Genomic DNA, 17,983 nt, shown 5'->3' on the forward strand with positions numbered 1-17,983 from the left:
CCGCCGCCGTCGCCGGGAGGATCTTTACGACACGACCGTCCCGGGCTGGCTCACTCGGCGTCCGCGGCGAGCGGGAGGGCCGCTGTTCGCTCAGGAGCCGGCTTGACGCGGCGCGCCCGCTCGAGATCGAAGAGCGAGAAGCGCTCGCCCGCTGCGGAGCCCGCCGGCGACGTACGGCCGAACAGCTGAAGCCGCACGGCGCGGTGCGGCGGCGGCGTGATCGCGCCCGGCGCCTCCCCCGGCTCTCCCGTGATCACCGCCGCGACCTCGGACGACTTCACCGCACCCGAGCCGCGGATATCGACCTCGACCTCGAGGGCGACGAGATCGCCGACGAGCCCGGCGCGCGCGAGCGCCGCGTGGACCTCGGGCCCGCCGACCTCGGCCCGCACGAGGTACTGGCGCACGTCGACCATCTTGGCGAGCCGGTCGATCTCCCGGCGGATCGGGAGCGACGCGGCCGAGAGGGCGGCGCTGCAGCGGGCGGCGAGGAGCGCCTCCGCGTCGCCGCCGATCGCGGAGCGCGCGAAGGCGAGCGCGTAGCGCGCGCCGGCGATGAGCTTGCTCAGGGAGGGGTCCTCCGGGCCGAGCTTGACGGCGCCGCTGAACACGAGCCCGCGCGGGCTCGCGGCCGACATCGCGGCGACGAGCGCGTCGAGCGCGGCGGGATCGAGGTCGCGCTCGAGGCGGAGGTCGACGTACTCGTCGAGGCTGATCACGCCGAGCGAGAGCGCCGGCGAGAAGGTCATGTCGGGCTTCGGGTGGAAGCCCGCGGTGTAGGTCATCGGCGCGCCGACGCGCCGGAGCACGCGGGGCAGCTCGCGCACGACGTCGAGGTGGCCGAGCAGCGCCATCGGCCCGGCCTTCTCGAAGCGGAAGCGGTAGCGGAAGCCGCCGCGGCCCTTCGGCGCAGGCGCGATCCGCCGCGCGCGGTGGGGCGCCTCCCCTTCGGCGCGCGAGGGCTCCCTGTCGTCGCCGCTCTTCGGCTCCGTGGCAGCGACGCTCTCCCGCTCCGCGCCGCCGACGCTCTCCCGCTCCGCGCCGCCGACGCTCTCCCGCTCCGCGCCGCCGTCGCTCGCCGGCGCGCCAGAGGGACCCGCGGCGGCCGCGGGCGGCGCGGCGCCTGCGTCGGTGAGCACCGGCAGCGAGCGCCGGTGGGCGCCGAGCCGATCGAGGAAGGTGAGCCGCTCCTCGCGCATCTGCGTCATGTCGCAGGCGACGCCGCAGTCGTAACAGACGAGCCGCCGCGCGTCGGCCTTGGCGTCGTCGAGGTTCGTGTGGTGGACGAACGTGCCGGCGACCTTTCCGCACGGCGGGCTAAGGCGGCTCTGGAGCGCCTTCCTGTACTCCTTCGCGAGGAAGCCCTCCTCGAGGCCGACGTCGATGTGATCCCAGGGCAGCCGCGCCGTCACCGGGAGGGTGCCGAGGTACTTCTCGCGGTCGACGCCGACGTGCGTGAACGCCTCCTCCCACACGGCGAGATCGAGCTTGTCCTCCCACGAATCGAAGCGGGCGCCGTGCCGCCAGGCCCGCTCGAGGACGTCGGCGAGGGGACGGTCGCCGCGGGCGAAGATGCCCTCGAGGACGCTGGCGTGAGCCTCGTGGGTCTTCAGCGTGACGGCGCGATAGGGCCGCACCGTGTCCTTGAGCAGCCGTTGCTTGCGCCCGACCTCGCCGAGCGTGTCCATCGCCGCCCACTGGAAGGGCGTATGAGGCTTCGGCACGTGGGTCGAGACGCTGACCGTCACGTCGACCGGCTTGCCCTTGCCCGCTGCCCTCCTCCCGGCGCCGGCCGCGCGGGCGCCCGTCTCGACGATGCCGCGCACGTCCTCGTCGGTCTCGGTCGGCAGGCCGATCATGAAGTAGAGCTTCATCTTGCCCCAGCCCCGGCTGAACACGCGCTCGGCCGTCTCGAGGAGCTGCTCCTCCGTGACGTTCTTGTTCACGACGTCGCGCATCCGCTGGGAGCCCGCCTCCGGCGCGAAGGTGAGGCCGGTCGCGCGCACGCGCTTGAGCTCGTCGAGCAGGTCGGGCTCGAGCCCGTAGGCGCGCAGCGACGAGACGCCGAGCGAGATGCGCTCCGCGGTGAGGCGCTCGGTGACCTTCTTGATGAGCGGCGAGATGCACGAGACGTCGGCGGTCGACAGCGCCGTGAGCGAGACCTCGTCCTGGCCGGACCTCTGCACCGCGCGCATCACGGTGTCGACGATCTGCTCGGGATCGCGCTCGCGGACGGGCCGGTAGATCATGCCGGCCTGGCAGAAGCGGCACCCCTCGGTGCAGCCGCGGGCGATCTCGATCGACATGCGGTCGAAGATGGCCTCGGGCCCGCCCGTGGGGCTCTCGTCGGGGAACGGGTACTTGTTCAGGTCGACGAGGGCGCGCTCGATCGGGAACGGGATCCCGGAGGCGAGCGGGCGGTCCACGACCTCGAAGCCGGTGTCGGGATCGAGCCGGGTCGCGTAGAGCGAGGGCACGTAGACGGCGCCGAGGCGCGCGATCGCGGCGAGCCGCTCGCGCCGCGGCACGCCCTCGCGCTTGAGCCGCGCCCACGCGAGGGCGACCTCGGTCGCCTTCTCCTCGCCGTCGCCGATGACGATGGCGTCGAGGAAGGGGGCGATCGGCTCGGGGTGGGTCGCCGTCGGGCCGCCCGCGATCACGATCGGGTCGTCCTCGCCGCGGTCCGCCGCGCGCAGCGGGACGCCGCCGAGGTGCAGCATCGTGAGGATGTTGGAGTACGTGAGCTCGAACTGCAGGGAGAAGCCCACGACGTCGAAGTCCCTGAGCGGGCGCGCGGACTCGAGGGACACGAGCGGCAGCCCGCGCTTCACGAGCTGGGCCTCCATGTCGACCCAGGGCGTATAACAGCGCTCGGCCAGCGTGCGCGGGTCGTCGTTCAGCAGCTTGTAGAGGATCTTGAAGCCGAGGTGGCTCATCCCGATGTCGTAGACATCCGGGAATGCCAGGCAGACGCGCGCCTCGACCGACGCCCAGTCCTTCACGACCGAGCCGACCTCGCCGCCCGCGTAGCGCGCGGGCTTCTCGACCTGATCGAGGAAGGAGGCGTACGGGTGATCGGCGAGCAGGGGGAGGCTGTCCATGGCGCTTCGGCGCGTAGCATGGCCGGCCGGCGCCGGCACCCGCGGCCCGCTCGAGCCAGCTCGATCTGCCGTCCGGGGCCGCAGGCCGGAGCGGCGCGGCGGCCTGCTTGGGCTATGCTCACGACGTGCGCGAGCGTGATGCCCACCATGTGGAGATCGACCGGGCGCGGCACGTCGAGTACCGGGACCCCAGCGAGTTCGACCGGATCGCCTTCGCCATGCGCACGCTGGACCGCCTCCGGCCGAAGCGGATGACGGTGGCCGTCTACCCCGCGATCGCCGCGATGCGCGTCGAGCGCGGGAGCAATCTGCAGCGCGGCGAGGGCGGCTCCTGGGCGATCGTCGGCATCCCGCCGCACGCGAGCCGCGAGCACATCGCCTACGCCCTCGCCGAGCTCGCCGGCGTCGAGTCGGTGCCCTACGCCGTACAGAGCCTCCTCGCCGCCGACAGGAACGCCGACGCCTAGGCGCGCGCCGCAGCGCCGGAGCGCCGCTGCACGGACATCGCCGCTGTGCCGAGATCGGCCGCGCGCGGCGGCGGGGCGGATGGTATTGCGCCCCGCACGAGGGAGAGCGACGCTGCCCTCCGTGCCTGCTCCGATCCGGCAACAGATCGCGCGCCACCACGCAGCGAAGGCGGTGTGGAGCGTCATCGTCAGCCTGGATCGCCACAACGGGCCGCGGGCCGCGAGCGCGATGGCCTTCGACGCGTTCCTCAGCCTGATCCCGCTGGCCGCCTTCGCCGGCTATGTGCTCAGCCGGATCCACCAGTGGTCGGATGTGGTGGTGCGGCCCATCCTGCAGGCGGCGCCCCCGGACGTCGCGAAGCTCGTCTCGGAGGAGCTCATCCGGCTCTCGCAGTCGTCGGCGGTCGCGCCGATCAGCATCACCGGCTTCCTCTGGATCACGTCCTCCGGGCTCTCGACCGCCATGGGCGTGTTCGACACGATCTACAACACGCGCGAGCGCCCCTGGTACGTGCGCAGGGCGATCGCGGCGGCGTGCGTGATGGCCAGCCTGGCCGTGGTGCCCGTGGTCGCCGGCGTGGGCGTGCTGATCGGCACGCTCTCCGGATCGACCGGCGCCCGCATCGTCGCCTTCGCCCTCCCCGGGGGCCTCGTCATCTGCATGGTCGCCGCCTTCTTCAGGATCTCGATCCAGCGCCCGAACATCGAGCGACGCCGGATCTTCCCGGGCGCGGTGCTCACGGTGGTGCTCTGGTCCGCCGTGTCGACCCTCTTCTCGCTCTACGTCGCCACGCTCGGCCGCTACGCCACGTTCTACGGGAGCCTCGCGACCGTCGCGATCTTCCTGTTCTGGCTGTGGCTCCTGGCGCTGGCGCTGCTCATCGGGGGCGAGCTGAACGCGCGCCTGGAGCGGGAGCGCGCCGGCGTGACGTCGATCCCGCCCCCCGGCAAGTGGAGCGCGCTCGAGCTCTCCGAGCTGCCCGAGCTCTCCGACCTGCCCCAGAGCGTCACGCCGCCGCCCCAGAGCGTCACGCCGCTGCCCCTGAGCACCACCCTCCCCCAGGGCGCAGCGCTCCCCCGCGGGGCCGCGGCGCGGCTCGGCGACGCCCAGGGCGCGGGCAGCGCGGACGAGGACGAAGCGCGCGGCGCACCGAGCTCGCCGCGCGAGCACCAAGCCGCCGGGTAGGTCGAGGCGGCGGGAGGCCGACGCCCCCGGCGGCCGCGCGCTGAAGGACGGACGGTCGACGCCCGACGGTTCGGCTCGGCACGGGCGGTGAAAGCGCCGTCGCTCGTCCGCCACTCGACGCTCACTCGGCGCGCATTCGCACGGTGGGTGCGCGCACTTCGCGCAGGGGCATGTCGAGGGCGGGCGTGAGGGGGAGCAGTCGAGCGTGCACGCGCAGTACGGAGCGGGGGGTGACGGGGGCGGCGACCGACGCGCCGCGCCTTTGCCGGGCGACGCCGGGCTGTACTTTCTGGGGGCGCTGCACGAGCTCGTCGCCGTCGGCCTGCACCGCCCCGCGCTCGAGGCGCTGTGCGCGGGGCAGCGCGACCTCGCGGAGCCGCCCATCGACCGCGCCTACCTGCTCAAGATCCTCGACGAGGAGATCTGCCGGCAGTTCGGGCATCCGCTCCGGCCGCTCATCGAGCTCGTGCTCAACGCCGCCGACGCGGCCCGCGCGCCGCAGCCCGTCGTCGACGTCGCCGTCACCGACGGGCGCGTCGAGGTCAGCGACGCCGGCGCCGGCATGGGGCTCCGGGCAATCCTCTCACGGCTGCTCATCCCGTTCGCGACGGACAAGCGGCCAGGGATCGATCTCGGCCGGTTCGGGGTCGGGTTCTTTTCCGTGCTCGGGCTGGGGCTCTCGGATCCGGAGAGCTTCAGCCTGCACGTCACCACCGGCGACGGCGTCGAGGGATGGGCGATCCGCGTCGTGGCCTGGCCCAGCGCGGGCGACGCGGGCAGCGCGCCTGCGAGCGCCTCGGAGGAGCTCGGGCAAGCCCGCGGCCGCGCGTCGCCCGAGCTCACCGCCGCCCTGATGTGCTCGGTGCGCCGGATCGCGCCGCTGCTGGGGACGCGCGTGCGCGTCACCTCGGCGCTGCTCGAGACGGCCACGGTCCGCGCGTACCTGCGCGACGCGCTCCACTTCTTCCCCGCGAGCCGCGCCCTCGTGCTGCTCGACGGCGCGGCCGTGAACGACGGCCGGCTGATCTCCGGCGGGCAGCTCATCCAGGAGCGGGTCGCGGTCGCGCCCCAGCCCCCCGGCGCGGCCGCGCTGGAGGCGCGGACCCACCTCGGCGACGCGCTCCTCGCGCGCTTCCACGTCGGCGGGCGAGGGCTGCTCCCGAGCATCTCGGCGGCCACCTTCCATGCCGGGGTCAAGGTCGACGCCTGCCTCGCCCTCGCCGAGCTCGCGCTCATCGATTTCCCGGCCGCCGTGGAGCTGACCGAGGGGCGGGACGCGCTCAAGGTCGGGCCCGAGTTCACCGCGGTCGCGACGGCCTTCTACCGGCGCCTCATCGAGCTCGCCGCGGCGAGCGGCGAGGGCCGGCGCACGCGCGACAGGCTCGCCGAGATGGCCGCCCAGATCAGCGCGCTCATGCTGCAATCCGCGGGCTGGGACGAGGTCGCCCTCGATCTCGCGCGCGCCCTGCTCGGCCCCGGGCGCTGCATGGTGACCCCCGAGCGGCGCGAGGCGCTGCTCGGGTTCCTCGGGCCGAGCGTGGCGGAGCGGCTGTTCGTGCCGGAGAGCTTCTGGGCGGAGCGCGAGTGGCAGCCGCACCTGCCCGGCGAGCGCGAGCTGCTCGAGGACGAGCTCGAGATCGACCCGCCGGAGACGCTCTCGGCCCTGGCGCGGCGCCGCGGCGACCTCTCTGGGCTGCCGCTGCTCGTCGCGCGGGCGACGAGCCCGCACACGACGATGGTCGCCCTCTGCCGGAGCCGGCTCCAGCCGGACCGCGGCGCGGGCGCGGCGGCGCGCCGGGCGCCGGGCGCGCCGCCGCTCCCCGACGCGCCGGGGCGGCGGCCGGCGGGGCCGCTGCCGTGCCTCGGCACGCGCCGGCTCCTGCTCATCCGCGACGACAGCGCGGCGATGCGGCGTCCCTCGGGCTGGAGCGACTGGTACGCGCTGCGGGCCGCCTTCGATCGGGCCTCCGGGGTGCGCGAGGCCGATCTCGAGCGCGATCTCATCGTCGGCGAACCCGTGGACGGGACGGCCTTCGCGGCGCCCCGGCCCGGCGAAAGGACGTCTGGAGGCGAGCCATGACCCAGATCTCGTACGGGCTTTTCTCGGAGCTCTTGCTCGTGCGGATCCACGGGCGCGCCGAGGCCTACCTGCAGGCGAGCAGCGCGGAGCGCCTCGCGCTCGTCGCCGCCTGCCGCGGCGAGGCGACGGTGCCCGACCTCGCGCAGCGCATCCTCTCCCGCACCATCTACGCGCAGGCGTCGTCGCGGATCGGCCCGCTCCGCGAGCTGCTCCAGAACGCGCTCGACGCGTCGCCGCCGGGCGCTCGCATCGACGTCCGCTCGTCCGAGGACGGACGCGAGATCTCGGTCACCGATCAAGGCCGCGGCATGAGCCGGACCGAGCTCCTCGCCGACCTGCTCGTGCCCTTCCGGAGCGGCAAGGCGGGCGAGCCCGACGCGATCGGCGAGCACGGGATAGGCTTCTTCTCCGTGCTCGAGATCGCGCCGTGGATCGAGGTGGTCACGGCGACGCCCTCGGGCGGGCACCGGCTGCTCGTCGCGCCGCTCGGCGGGGGGCCGCCCTACGAGGACTTCTCGTGGACGCTCCTGTCCCTGCCCCGCCCCCCGCCCGCGCCGTACGCGGACGGCGCCCGCGCGGGCGCCCCTGCGCGCCGTGTTGACGAGCGCGCCTCCGAGCCGCCCCGCCGCCCGACGACGGGCACCTCGGTGAGGCTGTCGCTCGCGCAGCCGATCTCGCGGCCCGCGCTCGCCGCGGAGGTCACCGCGGCGGTGGGGCTGGTCGACGCGACCGTCGCGCGGATCTACGTGGACGGCGCGCTCGTCAACACGGCGCGCGGGCGCCTCCGCCGCGCCGCGGAGGTGCCGCTCCGGCTCCCGCCGTCGGGCGAGCTCTGCGGCGCGGTCGAGCTGTTCGTCGGCCGGGGCGACGGCATCGAGCCGCAGCTCACGATCACCCAGAAGGGGCTCACGGTGACGACGCGGATCGATCCCTTCCCTGGCCCCGAGCTCGGGCTTCACCGCGAGCTGGCGCGGGCGATCACGGCGGCGGGCTTCGGCCTGGTCGCGGAGCTGCCGCTCGGCGTGCCGCTCAACAAGGGCCGCTCGGCGGTCGCGGCGACCGCGTCCACGGCGGTCGAGGCGGCGCTCGTCGCGGCCTTCGAGCGGTTCGTCCTGCGCGACGCCCTGTACGACCGCGAGCTTCTGCGCGCGGTCGATCACCGCCTCTCCTCGGTCCTCGACCGGCTCCTCCACGCGGCGCTGCTCGGCGAGAGCATCACGATCGCGTCCGCGCAGGCGGTGGACGAGCTCGATCCGGTCGCGCGCACCCCCACGGTGGCGGCGCCCGAGCAGGTCATCCGCTTCGCGAGCGGGCTGCTCGACGCGCCCCTCTTCCGGTCGATCGTAGTCGACTCCGGCCAGCGGCCCTCGGGGGCGGCGCTCTCCCCGCTCGGCCAGGTCCACTACCGGAGCGCGCCGCTGACGCTGCGCGAGCTGCTCCAGGCGCACCGGACCGGCGCGCTACGCCCCCTCGAGGCCGCGCCGTCGCTGTCGTCGAGCCAGGTCCGCAGCACCGCCCGCTGGCCGCTCGGCGCCTCCGGTCCGGGGCCGGAGGCCGCCATGGGGCGGGAGGCCGCCGGCGTGCGGCCCGGGGATCTCGTGTACCTCGCGCTCGACGAGCCGCTCGCCCAGGCGTTCTGGCGGCGCCTCGCGAGCGAGGGCGCGGCGTCGCAGCCCCTCCAGGCCGCCGCCGGGGCGCCTCCGCGGGCGCCGGGCGCCGCGCCGTGCCCGATGCCCCGCACCTCGCGCGAGGCGCTCCTCAAGACCGCGATCGACGTGCCCGGCGTCCGCGCCGTGGCCGCGGCCATGACGATCATCGAGCGGCTCGACGCGGCGATCTCCGAGTCCGCGGACCTCCCGGCGTCGCCGATCTGGGTGCACCAGGACCTCTACGGCCCCGACGAGATGGCGCACACCGACGGGAGCGGGATCAGCGTGAACCTCGCGTCGGCGCGGGTGCGGGCGCTGCTCACCGCGGTGCTCCTGCGCGACGACGCGGTCGCCTTCACGGCGCTGGCGGATCTCCTGCTCCACGAGAAGACCCACGTCTCGCTGGCGAGCTACGTCCCGCGCCCGACGGCCGAGCACGGCACGAGCTTCTACCGCCGCAAGGACTGGATGCGCCGCCGCCTGCTCGCGGCGATCGCGAGCGGCGCGGTCGCCGACCCGATGCGCTGGCTCGCGGTGGCGCGGCGAGGGCTCGCGAGCTCGGCGCTGCCGGCGCCGTCGGAGCTCTCGCAGGCGTTCCTGGCGGCGGCCGCAGCGGCATAACGCATCGCATTATCCGGAGACCGGTGGTCCGACCGCGGGCGAGATCGCCGCGGCGGCGTCGCGCGAGCGCGCGTTATGCCGCGGCGGGTCTCCCCATCGCGTAGGCGATGCCGCTCTGGAGCGTCTGCTTCGTCACCATGCGGCCGAGGTCGACGCCCATCGCCACGAGCGTCTGCGCCACCCTGGGGCTGATCCCGGTGAGCACCGCGCGGGCGCCGAGCAGCCTCAGCGCGTCTGCGGTGCGGATCAGAAGGCTCGCGACCTCGGTGTCGACCAGCTTCACGCCGGTGATGTCGATGATCACGACGCCGGCGCCCCTCGCCTGGACGCCCTCCAGCGCCGTCGCCATCAGCTGGAGCGCCCGCGGCGGGTCGACCGTCCCGACGAGCGGCATGACCACGACCCGATCGGAGATCGGGATGAGCGGCGTCGACATCTCCGCGAGCCGCTCGTCCTTGACCCGCAGGATCTCCTCCTGGAGCGCCGTGCGCATCGTCTCCGTGCGCTCGCGCTCCACGAGCTCGCGCGCGAGCCGCTCGTTGGCTTCCCGCAGCTCGGCGGTCCGGCGCCCGACCTCGCCCTCCAGCCCCTCGTTGGCGCGCCGCAGCTCGGCGCTCGCCGCCTCGACCTTCGCGTAGAGCAGCGCGTTCTCCACCGCGATCGCCGCCTGCGACGACAGCATCTCGCACACCTCCAGCCGCGACGCGGTGAACGCGCCGAACGCCGCGTTGTTCTCCAGGTAGAGCACGCCCGTGAGGCGGCCCCGGTGAGAGAGCGCGACGCACAGGACCGAGCGCGGGCGGCGCGCGATGACGTACGGATCGGCGGCGAAGCGGCTGTCCTGCGCGGCGGCGTTCAGGATGACGGGCTCCTTGGTCCTGGCCACGTAGCGCACCACCGCCTGGGCGACGTCGCCGCTCTGCTCGAGGGGGAGCGAGAGGCCCACGAGCACGCTGCTCGGCTCGACCGTGGCGGTCGCCTCGACGAGCAGCTGGCCTTCGCGCGCGAGCAGCAGCGCGCCCCGCTGCGCGCCGGCGCTCTCGAGGACGAGCCCCATCAGGCGCTCGAGCACGCGATCCAGCACGAGCTCGCCGGAGATGGTCTGCGCCGCCCTGAGGATGGTCGTCGCGTCGAGGAGCGCCGCGCTCTTCGACGTGGTGGTGGTGGGCAGCGACACCGACGTCAACCGTTCGCCTGACGGCGGCGCCGCGGAGTCCTGGAGGAGATGGGGATGATGCTCCGCGAGGTGCGACGCCTTCGCGATCGCCCCCCAGCGCCGATAGGCGTCGTACGCCTCGGTCATGTGGACGCGCGCCGCCTTCACCTTCCCTGCGGCCGCGAGGAACTTCGCGCACAGCTCGTTCGCCAGGGCCTCCTCGTGGACGAACCCGCCCTGGCGCGCGCCGGAGATCGCCTCGTCGTAGCGCGCCATCGCCTCGACCTCCTTCCCGGCCACGCGCGCCACCTCGGCGAGCACGAGCTGATGGCGGTGCCGGTAGTTCTCGGGGCAGCTCGCCGCGAGGAGCGAGAGCCGGGCCTCGTGCGCGGCGATCGCGGCGCCGCGCCGCTCCCGCTCGGCCGCGTCCGGCAGCGCGAGCATCGAGAGCACGGCGTAGAAGGGAAGCATGTCCACGATGGGCGTGCCTCCGGCGATGGCCACCATCGGCGCGGCGAGGTCCGCCATCGCCAGGGCCCCCTGCGGGTCCTCGTAGAGGAACGCGAGCCGGGCCCTGGTCACGTGGTACCAGAACGCGGCGAGCGGCAGCTCCGCCAGCGTCGCGACGAAGGAAGCCTCGTCGAACGCGTCATCGCTCAGGCTGTATCGGCTCTTGGTCTGTCCCGTGAGGTTCGCGACCATCTGCAGCATGACCTGCAGCGTCGCTGCGCTCGGGCTGTCCTTGAGCCGCTGCACGAGCGCGAGGAGCTTCTCGATCACCTCGCCTACGGTCCCGAGCTCCTCGCCGAGGGCGAGCCGCGTCTCGGCGATCTGGTAACAGCCATAGGCCAGGAAGAAATCGCCGGACTGCACGCCGGCGTCGTAGGCCCGCTCGAAGTAAGGCAGCGCCTCGCGCAGATGCCTGCAGCGATGGATGAACCCCGCGAACTGGACGTTCAACTTGCAGACCATCTCGCGGTGGTTGAGCTTGTCGTTGAGATCGATGGCGAGCTTGCCGAACTCGTAGCCCTCCCGGAAGCGCGCCTGGGCCACCGAGAGGAGGAACCCGTAGACGACATAGCCGCTCGCGGAGCCCTCCGAGTGACCGTACCTGAGGGAGATGTTGACCTGCCTGCCGATGAGGAAAGCAAAGAGCGGGTGTTTCGAGGCAAACGCGGCGTTGACCATGACGAGGAGGAACTTCATGAGCGCCCGCTTGTCCGGGTCCGTCATCAGGGGCGCATCGATGAGCTCCTCGATCCGGCGCCCGCCGAGGCCGGCCTCCACGTCCGCGAGCTCCGCCCCCACGACCGCCGCGATCTGCTCGCCGCTCTCCGGCAGCTCGATCCCGAAGTGCGCGAGGCCCGCCAGCCCGGCGGCCATGGCGTCCGCATAACGCCCCTGCGCCATCTGCACCGTCATGCGCAGCTCGTGAATGCGCACCTTCTCCATCCGCTCTCGCGCACGGCCGAGCAGGACGTCGCACCGCGCGAGCGCGCGCTCGAAGCGGCGGGTGAGGAACTCGCACTCGGCCAGATCCATCTGCATCGCGAAGGTCAGCTCGCCGCCCTGCTCCCATCCGTCGGCGAGCCCGTCGAGGAGCGAGATCCCGGCGTCCAGGTACCTGAACGCCGCCTCGAAGGCCGCCGCAGACCTGGCCTTCCGGCCGGCCGCGAGGTTCATCCGAGCGAGCTCGATCCGCTCGTCCTCGGAGCCAAGCAGGCTGGCGCCCTGGTTCATGTGGTCGACGATCGCGAACGTCTCGCCGTCGCCGCTCGCTCCCTCGCGGCGGGCGAGCAAGAGCCGTCCGAGCCTGAGGTGCACCTCTGGCCTCCGCGCCGGCTCGATCAGGGCGTACGCGGCCTCCTGCACGCGATCGTGGAGGAATTGATAGGAGACGTTGCAGGCCGGCTGCTCCGGGATGTCCGCGTCTCGCGCGACGCCATCATGGTAAAACCGGTAGTCGGCGCCGAGGGGCAGGACGAGCCCCTCGTCCATCGCCCCCCACAGGTGCGCGGCCGTCTCCGCAAGGGGCCTCTCGCGAGCGAGCGCGAGCGTCTCCAGATCGAACTGGTGCCCGAAGCACGCGGCGAGCTTCAAAGCTTCCTGGGTCTCGGCCGGGAGCCTTCGCAGGCTGTCCACCATGAACTCGACAACGTTCTCCGCGATGGGCGTGTCCTGGATACGCCGGAGGTCCCAGGTCCATGCCTCCGCGCTCCGGTCCAGGGTGATGAGCTGCTGCTCACGGAGCCGCCGGAGCAGCTGAGTCAGGTAGAACGGGTTGCCGTGCACCTTCTCGAACAGGAGCGCGGCGAGCGGCGCCGCGCGCTCGGGCTCGCAGTGCAGGGTGTCGGACAGGAGCTGGTTCACGTCGGCGAGGCCGAGAGGCCCGAGGGGCAGCTCGGAGACGGTCGCGCCGGCGCTCCGGATATCGCTGAGGGCGAACGAGAGCGGGTGTCCCTCGTCGACCTCCTGATCCCGGGCCGCGCCGATCACCAGCAGATGAGCGCCGCCCGTGTTGCTCAGGATGACCTTGAGCAGGTTCAGCGAGGCTGGATCGGCCCACTGCAGGTCGTCGAGGAACAAGGCGAACGGGCGCTCGGAGGACCCGAGCGCCCTCATGAAGCGTTGAAACACCATGTGGCAGCGGCCCTGCGCCTCGGTCGGCCCGAGCTCCGGTACGCTCGGCTGCGGCCCGATCAGCCATGAGAGCTCGGGGACGAGATCGACCATCACTTGCCCGTTCTCCCCGAGCGCCGCCGTGATCCGGTCTCTCCAGCGCTTCAGCGCCTCCGCCGGCTCCACCATGATCTGCCGGATCAGCTCCCGGAGCGCCTGCTGGAAAGGGGCATACGGGACATTCCGGTCGAGCTGATCGGATTTGCCGGCGATGAAGTACCCCCCGCGCAGGTGCGCGACGGCGTGCCGTATCTCCTTGATCAGCGCGGACTTGCCGACGCCGGCAGGGCCTCTGACCATCACGAGCTCGGTCGCCCCCTGCGCTGCGCGCTCGAAGGCGGACAGGAGCGCGGCGGTCTCCGCCTCGCGGCCATAGAGCTTCTGCGGGATGCAGAGCTCGGCGGAGAGATCGTGCTCTCCGAGGCGGAACGGCTCGACCCGCCCCGCCCGCACGAGCTGAGACAGGCAGGCCTCGAGATCGACGCGGAGGCCGTGAGCGCTCTGGTACCGGTCCTCGGGGGCCTTGGACAGGAGCTTCATGACGATGTCCGACACCGCCCTGGGGACGTCGGGCGACACCTTGCACGGCGAGGCCGGTGTCCTCGCGATGTGGCTGTGCACGAGCTCCACAGAGTCGACCGCTCGAAAAGGCAGAGACCTCGTGAGCATCTCGTACAGCGTGACGCCGAGGGAGTAGAGGTCGGAGCGGTGATCGACGAGGCGGCTCGTGCGGCCGGTCTGCTCGGGCGAGATGTACGCGAGCGTACCTTCCAGCGATTCAGGGCTGCCGATCGCCTGGACTTCCTGGGCGAGGCGCGCCGAGATGCCGAAATCAATGAGCCTTATCGCCTTCGACTCCAGATCGAGGAGGACATTGTGCGGCTTGACGTCCCTGTGGACGATGCGCCTTTGATGGAGGGACTCGAGGATGGCCGCGAGGGCGATGGCGACCTCCAGCGCGGTCCGGAGGTCGAGGCCTGTTTCACGCAGGATGTCGCAGAGCACCCGCCCGCCGGTATCCTCCATGACGAGCGCCACGCCGCGCTCGGACGTCGCGAGCCCGTGAACCCTCGGGACACCGGCGATCGCGAGATCCCTGAGGATCGCGTGCTCGTGCCGCAGCGTCGCGAGCTCTTTAGGATCGGGGAGCTCGGCCTTCAGCCGCTTGACGATGACCTTCGCGCCGTCCTGCTTCCGGTAGCCGCGGTGAACAACGACGCTTCTACCCTCGTGAACTACGTCCGTGAGCGCGTACTCGGACAGGCTGATCATGCGCATTCCCGCAGCGTTCGCTCGCCCGGTCTCTCCCCTGCACCGGGCGGCAACGCCAGCGATCCCCCTTGTTCAGGTATCGCAGAGCCTGATGCAAAATTGCAATGGAGATGTGTACACGACGGTCTGTTCGCGCCTCGAAGCGAGCGGGCAGACAAACCATGATCACCCTGACGCGCCGGCACAACACGACACAATTCCAGCGAAGTGGAATCGTTCCGGCGCGCCTCCACGAGCAGGCTCAGCGGGAGACGAGGTCCTTCATCCAGGCGACGTCGTCCGGCGTCGCCTGGTGGAGCTCGCCGGCCCACTCCTCGTCGGTCATGCGCTGGAAGTCCCCGGTGATCTTCTCGAAGTACGAGGAGGCGAGCCCCACGAAGGCGCGCGGCGTGCCGCAGGGATCGGCGGTGACGACCATGAGCCGCGGCAGGCCGGTGCCCACGTGCAGCACGCGCCCGACCGGCGCCCCGCCCGCGTCGGTCGGCTGCGTGTGCACGTCGGCGATCGTCGGGTCCTGGATCACGGTCTGGGACATGTCGAAGAAGAGCTCGGCGTACCAGCCATCCGCCCCCACGTCCGAGCCGCAGCCGCTCTGGATCCGGACGGCCTGGTTGATGAAATCGAGGTGCTCCGCCGTGAGGGGCACCCCGGCGCGCTCGTTCTCGGCCATCTCGCCGAGCGTCCGCGCGACGCGCTGCAGGAGCGCGAAGTACGCCGGCACCCGCTGCTCCAGCAGCGACGACGACGGCGCGCCCGGCAGCGACGGCCCGCCCGACAGATCGAGCGTCTCGACCACGCGGGCGCCCTGCTCGGCCAGATCGGCGATGCGCGCGAAGAACGCCGGGTACGGGTCGACGTAGGCGTCCGGGAACTCGCACGTGGCGCCGCTCGTGTACGACTGCTTGGCGTAGAGCAGCGTGTCGTGCCGGAGCTCGGCCCACGAGGCGAGCTGGGTGTTCAGGAGGCGCCGGCCCCACGCCTCGGTCTTCGCCACCGCCGGCAGCCCCGCGTTGTCGGCGAGCGCCTTCGACGGCGACAGCTCCCGCAGCGCGCCGAGCCAGTGATTGTAGATGTTCTTGCTCCAGAAGTCGCCGGGGTGCGCGTCGACGAGCACGCGCATCATGTGCAGGTCCGGCGCGTAGGGGAACTGCCCGAGCTCGGGCGCGAGCAACAGGCCCGCCTGATCGTTGCCGAGCGCGGCGAAGCCCACGTCGAGCGGGCTCGGCATCATGCGCTTGACGGTGCCGCCCTTCACCCGGTCGTAGACCACGTTCGAGAAGACGTGCGAGTCGACGACGTACCGCTGGCCGAGCAGCGCGAAGCTCGACGAGAGGGGCATCGTGCCCTTGCCGAGGCCGTTGATCATGATGTGGCTCGAGATCCGCTGCGTCCCGTGGCCCTTCTTCACCACGACGTCGATGATCTGCTCGTCCGAGAGCCCGGCGAGGCCGGCGGCGTCGGCGAGGCCGAGGTCCGCGAGCAGGACGTCGAGCTCGGGCAGGGTCATGTAGTCGCTCTCGCCGACGAAGGCCTGGACCGCGTCGTCGATGCGCGTGTACCGGGCGAGGGTCGTCTCGTCGGCGAGGGCGCGCAGCACATAGGCGCCCTCGAGCTGCCGCCGCTGCAGGACCTGCGCGCCGTCCTGCTGGGTCTCGAGGAAGCGGAAGTCGACGCGGCCGAGCCACATCATGCTGCGGAAGTAGCGCTGGAGCGCCGGCGAGTCGGTGTAGTGGCCGCGGGGCTCGAACTGCGAGAAGTCCATGATCCGCTCGGAGCCGAAGAGGCGCACGTTGCCCGCGCCCTGGTGGGCCTTGGCGCCCGCGACGAGCTCGTCGATCTTCGCGGCGTCGGCGCCCGCCACGGGCGCGACGGGCGCGTCGTTCAGCAGCGAGAGCGCCACGGCCGTGAAGAGGTCGGCGTCGGCGCGCGCCTCGGCGCCGAGCTCGCCGCCGGCCCCTGCGGCGAGCTGCGCGCGCATCTCCTCGAGCATCGCCGCTAGCTCGGGCGCGAGCGCGGCGAGCTCCACGCCCTTCAGGATCGCGTCGTACGAGCGGTGGACCGCGTACAGGATGGAGTCGGCGGAGACGTAGAGCGGCAGGTCGAGCGCGTAGATGCTCGCGTAGCCGTAAGCGAAGGTCGGAAAGGTCTTCTTCTCCGAGATGACGAAGCCGTTCGCCGAGAGCTTCGCGAGCTCGTCCTGGTCGAGGGCGAGCGAGGTGCTCTGGACGACCGAGAGGCCCTCGGCGTCCGCAGGCGCGTAGGGCAGGCCCGAGGCGAAGGGGACAGCGTACCTCGAGGCGAAGTCCTCCGCGGTCATGTTCGCCGAGGACTCCTTCTCGTCGAGCAGCGCGCTGAGCTCCGCCTGCTGCTCGGGCCCGAGCGGCCCCGGCGGCTGCTCCGACTGCGTACCGCCGGTCTGCGTGCCGCCCGTCTGCGTGCCGCCCGTCTGCGTGCCGCCGGTGTCGGGCTGCTGGTTGCTCTCGCCGGAGCAGCCGCCGGCGAGGGCAAGGAGGATCGGAACGACGTGAAAGTGAAGAAGCATTTTGCGCATCGTGTTTTCCTTCCAGAGCGCGCCTCCAGTGCAGTGCGCGGGGCGCGGCGCCCCCGCTGCGGGCAAGGACGGTGCCGCGGGAGCGAGGCGCGCTCCCCTCTTCGCCCGCAACAGGAAAGATCTGCTCCAGTGCAGCAGGATACGACACCATCGCGACGGATGCGCCGCTGAGGAGAACTGACGTGATGTCACCGCGCCGGGATCAGGTCCGGTCGTTCGAGATCTGTGCTTCGCGCGGAGAGGGCGTGGTGAAACCGTGAAGACGGCCGGAGAGAAGAAGCGCTCGTGTTGTCCTGACGACTGTCCTCTTCGCGTTCACGCCGATCGGCGCCTGAGCGACCCCCCTCGCTCACCCGCGCTCCCCGCCCGATTCTGTCGATTTCTTGCTCCCCATGACAAAATGGGAACATCGCTGTTTCGACGGGGCCCCGAGGAAACTTGGCGGTCCCATGCACGATGAGCGTGACGGCTGCGAATCGGATCCACTACAAGGGGCGCCGGAGGCGAACCATGACCATCACGTTCTATTACTCCCCCCAATCGAGCGCTGGGCGCATCCGCCTGACGCTCGCCGAGCTCGGTGTCCCCCACGAGGCCGTCCGGGTCGATCTGCGCGCCGGCGACCAGAAGAAGCCGGAGTTCCTCGCCCTCAACCCCAATGGCCAGGTGCCGACCCTCGTGATCGACGGCACCCCGATATTCGAGTCGGTGGCGATCCAGATCGCCCTCGGCGAGCGTTACGGCGTCGAGAAGGGCCTGTGGCCGGCCCCCGGCTCGCCCGAGCAGCTGATGGCCCTGACGTGGCTCCTCTGGGGCCAGGTCAACCTGACCAGCGCCCTGTTCCGCTACATCAAGAACACGAGCGACTGGTTCCCCAAGGAGCAGCAAGACGCGAAGCAGGCCGAGGCGGCGATGACCGAGGCGCGCGGCCTGCTCCGCATCCTCGACGGCCGCCTCGACGGCCGCCAGTACGTCACCGGCGAGCGCTGTACCCTGGTGGATCTCGACCTCGCGTCCGTGCTCGGCTGGGGCCTTCAGGCGGCCAAGATCGACATCTCCGAGCTGAAGAACCTGAAGGGATGGCTCGGCCGCATGATGGAGCGCCCGGCCGTGAAGGCGATCATGGCCGAGAGCTGAGCCCGAGCGCCTCGCTCGCCCGGGCGGGCGAGGCGCGCCCCCGCCTCTTCATCGCCCACGCGGCGAGCGCCCACGGTCATCCAC

At 72.2% G+C, this 17,983-nt stretch carries 8 protein-coding genes; 5 read left to right on the plus strand and 3 right to left on the minus strand.

Features of this window, described 5'->3' with window-relative positions; all coding sequences use genetic code 11:
* Positions 1–50: 50 nt before the first annotated feature.
* Positions 51–3,101, minus strand: a complete 3,051-nt coding sequence (locus WMF12_RS33700; protein WP_437852028.1) for a TIGR03960 family B12-binding radical SAM protein — start codon at positions 3,099–3,101, stop codon at positions 51–53.
* A gap of 125 nt (positions 3,102–3,226) precedes the next feature.
* Here WMF12_RS33700 and WMF12_RS33705 point away from each other — a divergent pair, with 125 nt between their 5' ends.
* The 4 genes from WMF12_RS33705 (at position 3,227) to WMF12_RS33720 (ending at position 9,104) form a co-directional block, all read left to right on the plus strand.
* Complete coding sequence (locus tag WMF12_RS33705; RefSeq protein WP_437852029.1) at positions 3,227–3,568, plus strand: hypothetical protein; 342 nt, start codon at positions 3,227–3,229, stop codon at positions 3,566–3,568.
* Between the two features lie 121 nt (positions 3,569–3,689).
* Complete coding sequence (locus WMF12_RS33710) at positions 3,690–4,754, plus strand: YihY/virulence factor BrkB family protein (protein ID WP_437852031.1); 1,065 nt, start codon at positions 3,690–3,692, stop codon at positions 4,752–4,754.
* A gap of 205 nt (positions 4,755–4,959) precedes the next feature.
* Positions 4,960–6,834 carry an ATP-binding protein gene (locus WMF12_RS33715; RefSeq protein WP_437852033.1) on the plus strand — a complete coding sequence of 625 codons (1,875 nt, stop codon included), beginning with the start codon at positions 4,960–4,962 and terminating at the stop codon, positions 6,832–6,834.
* Complete coding sequence (locus WMF12_RS33720) at positions 6,831–9,104, plus strand: ATP-binding protein (RefSeq protein WP_437852035.1); 2,274 nt, start codon at positions 6,831–6,833, stop codon at positions 9,102–9,104. Before WMF12_RS33715 ends, WMF12_RS33720 begins: the two co-directional genes overlap by 4 nt.
* Before the next feature lie 73 nt (positions 9,105–9,177).
* On the opposite strand, the gene WMF12_RS33725 is transcribed toward WMF12_RS33720, so the two are convergent.
* Positions 9,178–14,211 (minus strand): AAA family ATPase, encoded by a 5,034-nt coding sequence (locus WMF12_RS33725; RefSeq protein ID WP_437852036.1) that lies wholly within the window; start codon positions 14,209–14,211, stop codon positions 9,178–9,180.
* 241 nt (positions 14,212–14,452) lie between these two features.
* Positions 14,453–16,762, minus strand: coding sequence for a DUF3160 domain-containing protein (locus tag WMF12_RS33730; RefSeq protein WP_437852038.1), 2,310 nt, complete (start codon positions 16,760–16,762; stop codon positions 14,453–14,455).
* 510 nt (positions 16,763–17,272) lie between these two features.
* Here WMF12_RS33730 and WMF12_RS33735 point away from each other — a divergent pair.
* Positions 17,273–17,899, plus strand: a complete 627-nt coding sequence (locus WMF12_RS33735) for a glutathione S-transferase family protein (RefSeq protein WP_437852042.1) — start codon at positions 17,273–17,275, stop codon at positions 17,897–17,899.
* Positions 17,900–17,983: the final 84 nt, after the last annotated feature.

Origin of the sequence: Sorangium sp. So ce363 (genome assembly GCF_051520435.1) — a bacterium.
GTDB classification, from domain to species: Bacteria; Myxococcota_A; Polyangia; order Polyangiales; family Polyangiaceae; genus Sorangium; species Sorangium cellulosum_B.

Excerpts from the sequence above, each read along its gene's own strand:
- WMF12_RS33700 (WP_437852028.1), bottom strand. The coding sequence starts at position 3,101 with ATGGACAGCCTCCCCCTGCTCGCCGATCACCCGTACGCCTCCTTCCTC.
- WMF12_RS33720 (WP_437852035.1), top strand. The coding sequence starts at position 6,831 with ATGACCCAGATCTCGTACGGGCTTTTCTCGGAGCTCTTGCTCGTGCGG.
- WMF12_RS33725 (WP_437852036.1), bottom strand. The coding sequence starts at position 14,211 with ATGATCAGCCTGTCCGAGTACGCGCTCACGGACGTAGTTCACGAGGGT.
- WMF12_RS33730 (WP_437852038.1), bottom strand. The coding sequence starts at position 16,762 with ATGCGCAAAATGCTTCTTCACTTTCACGTCGTTCCGATCCTCCTTGCC.
- WMF12_RS33735 (WP_437852042.1), top strand. The coding sequence starts at position 17,273 with ATGACCATCACGTTCTATTACTCCCCCCAATCGAGCGCTGGGCGCATC.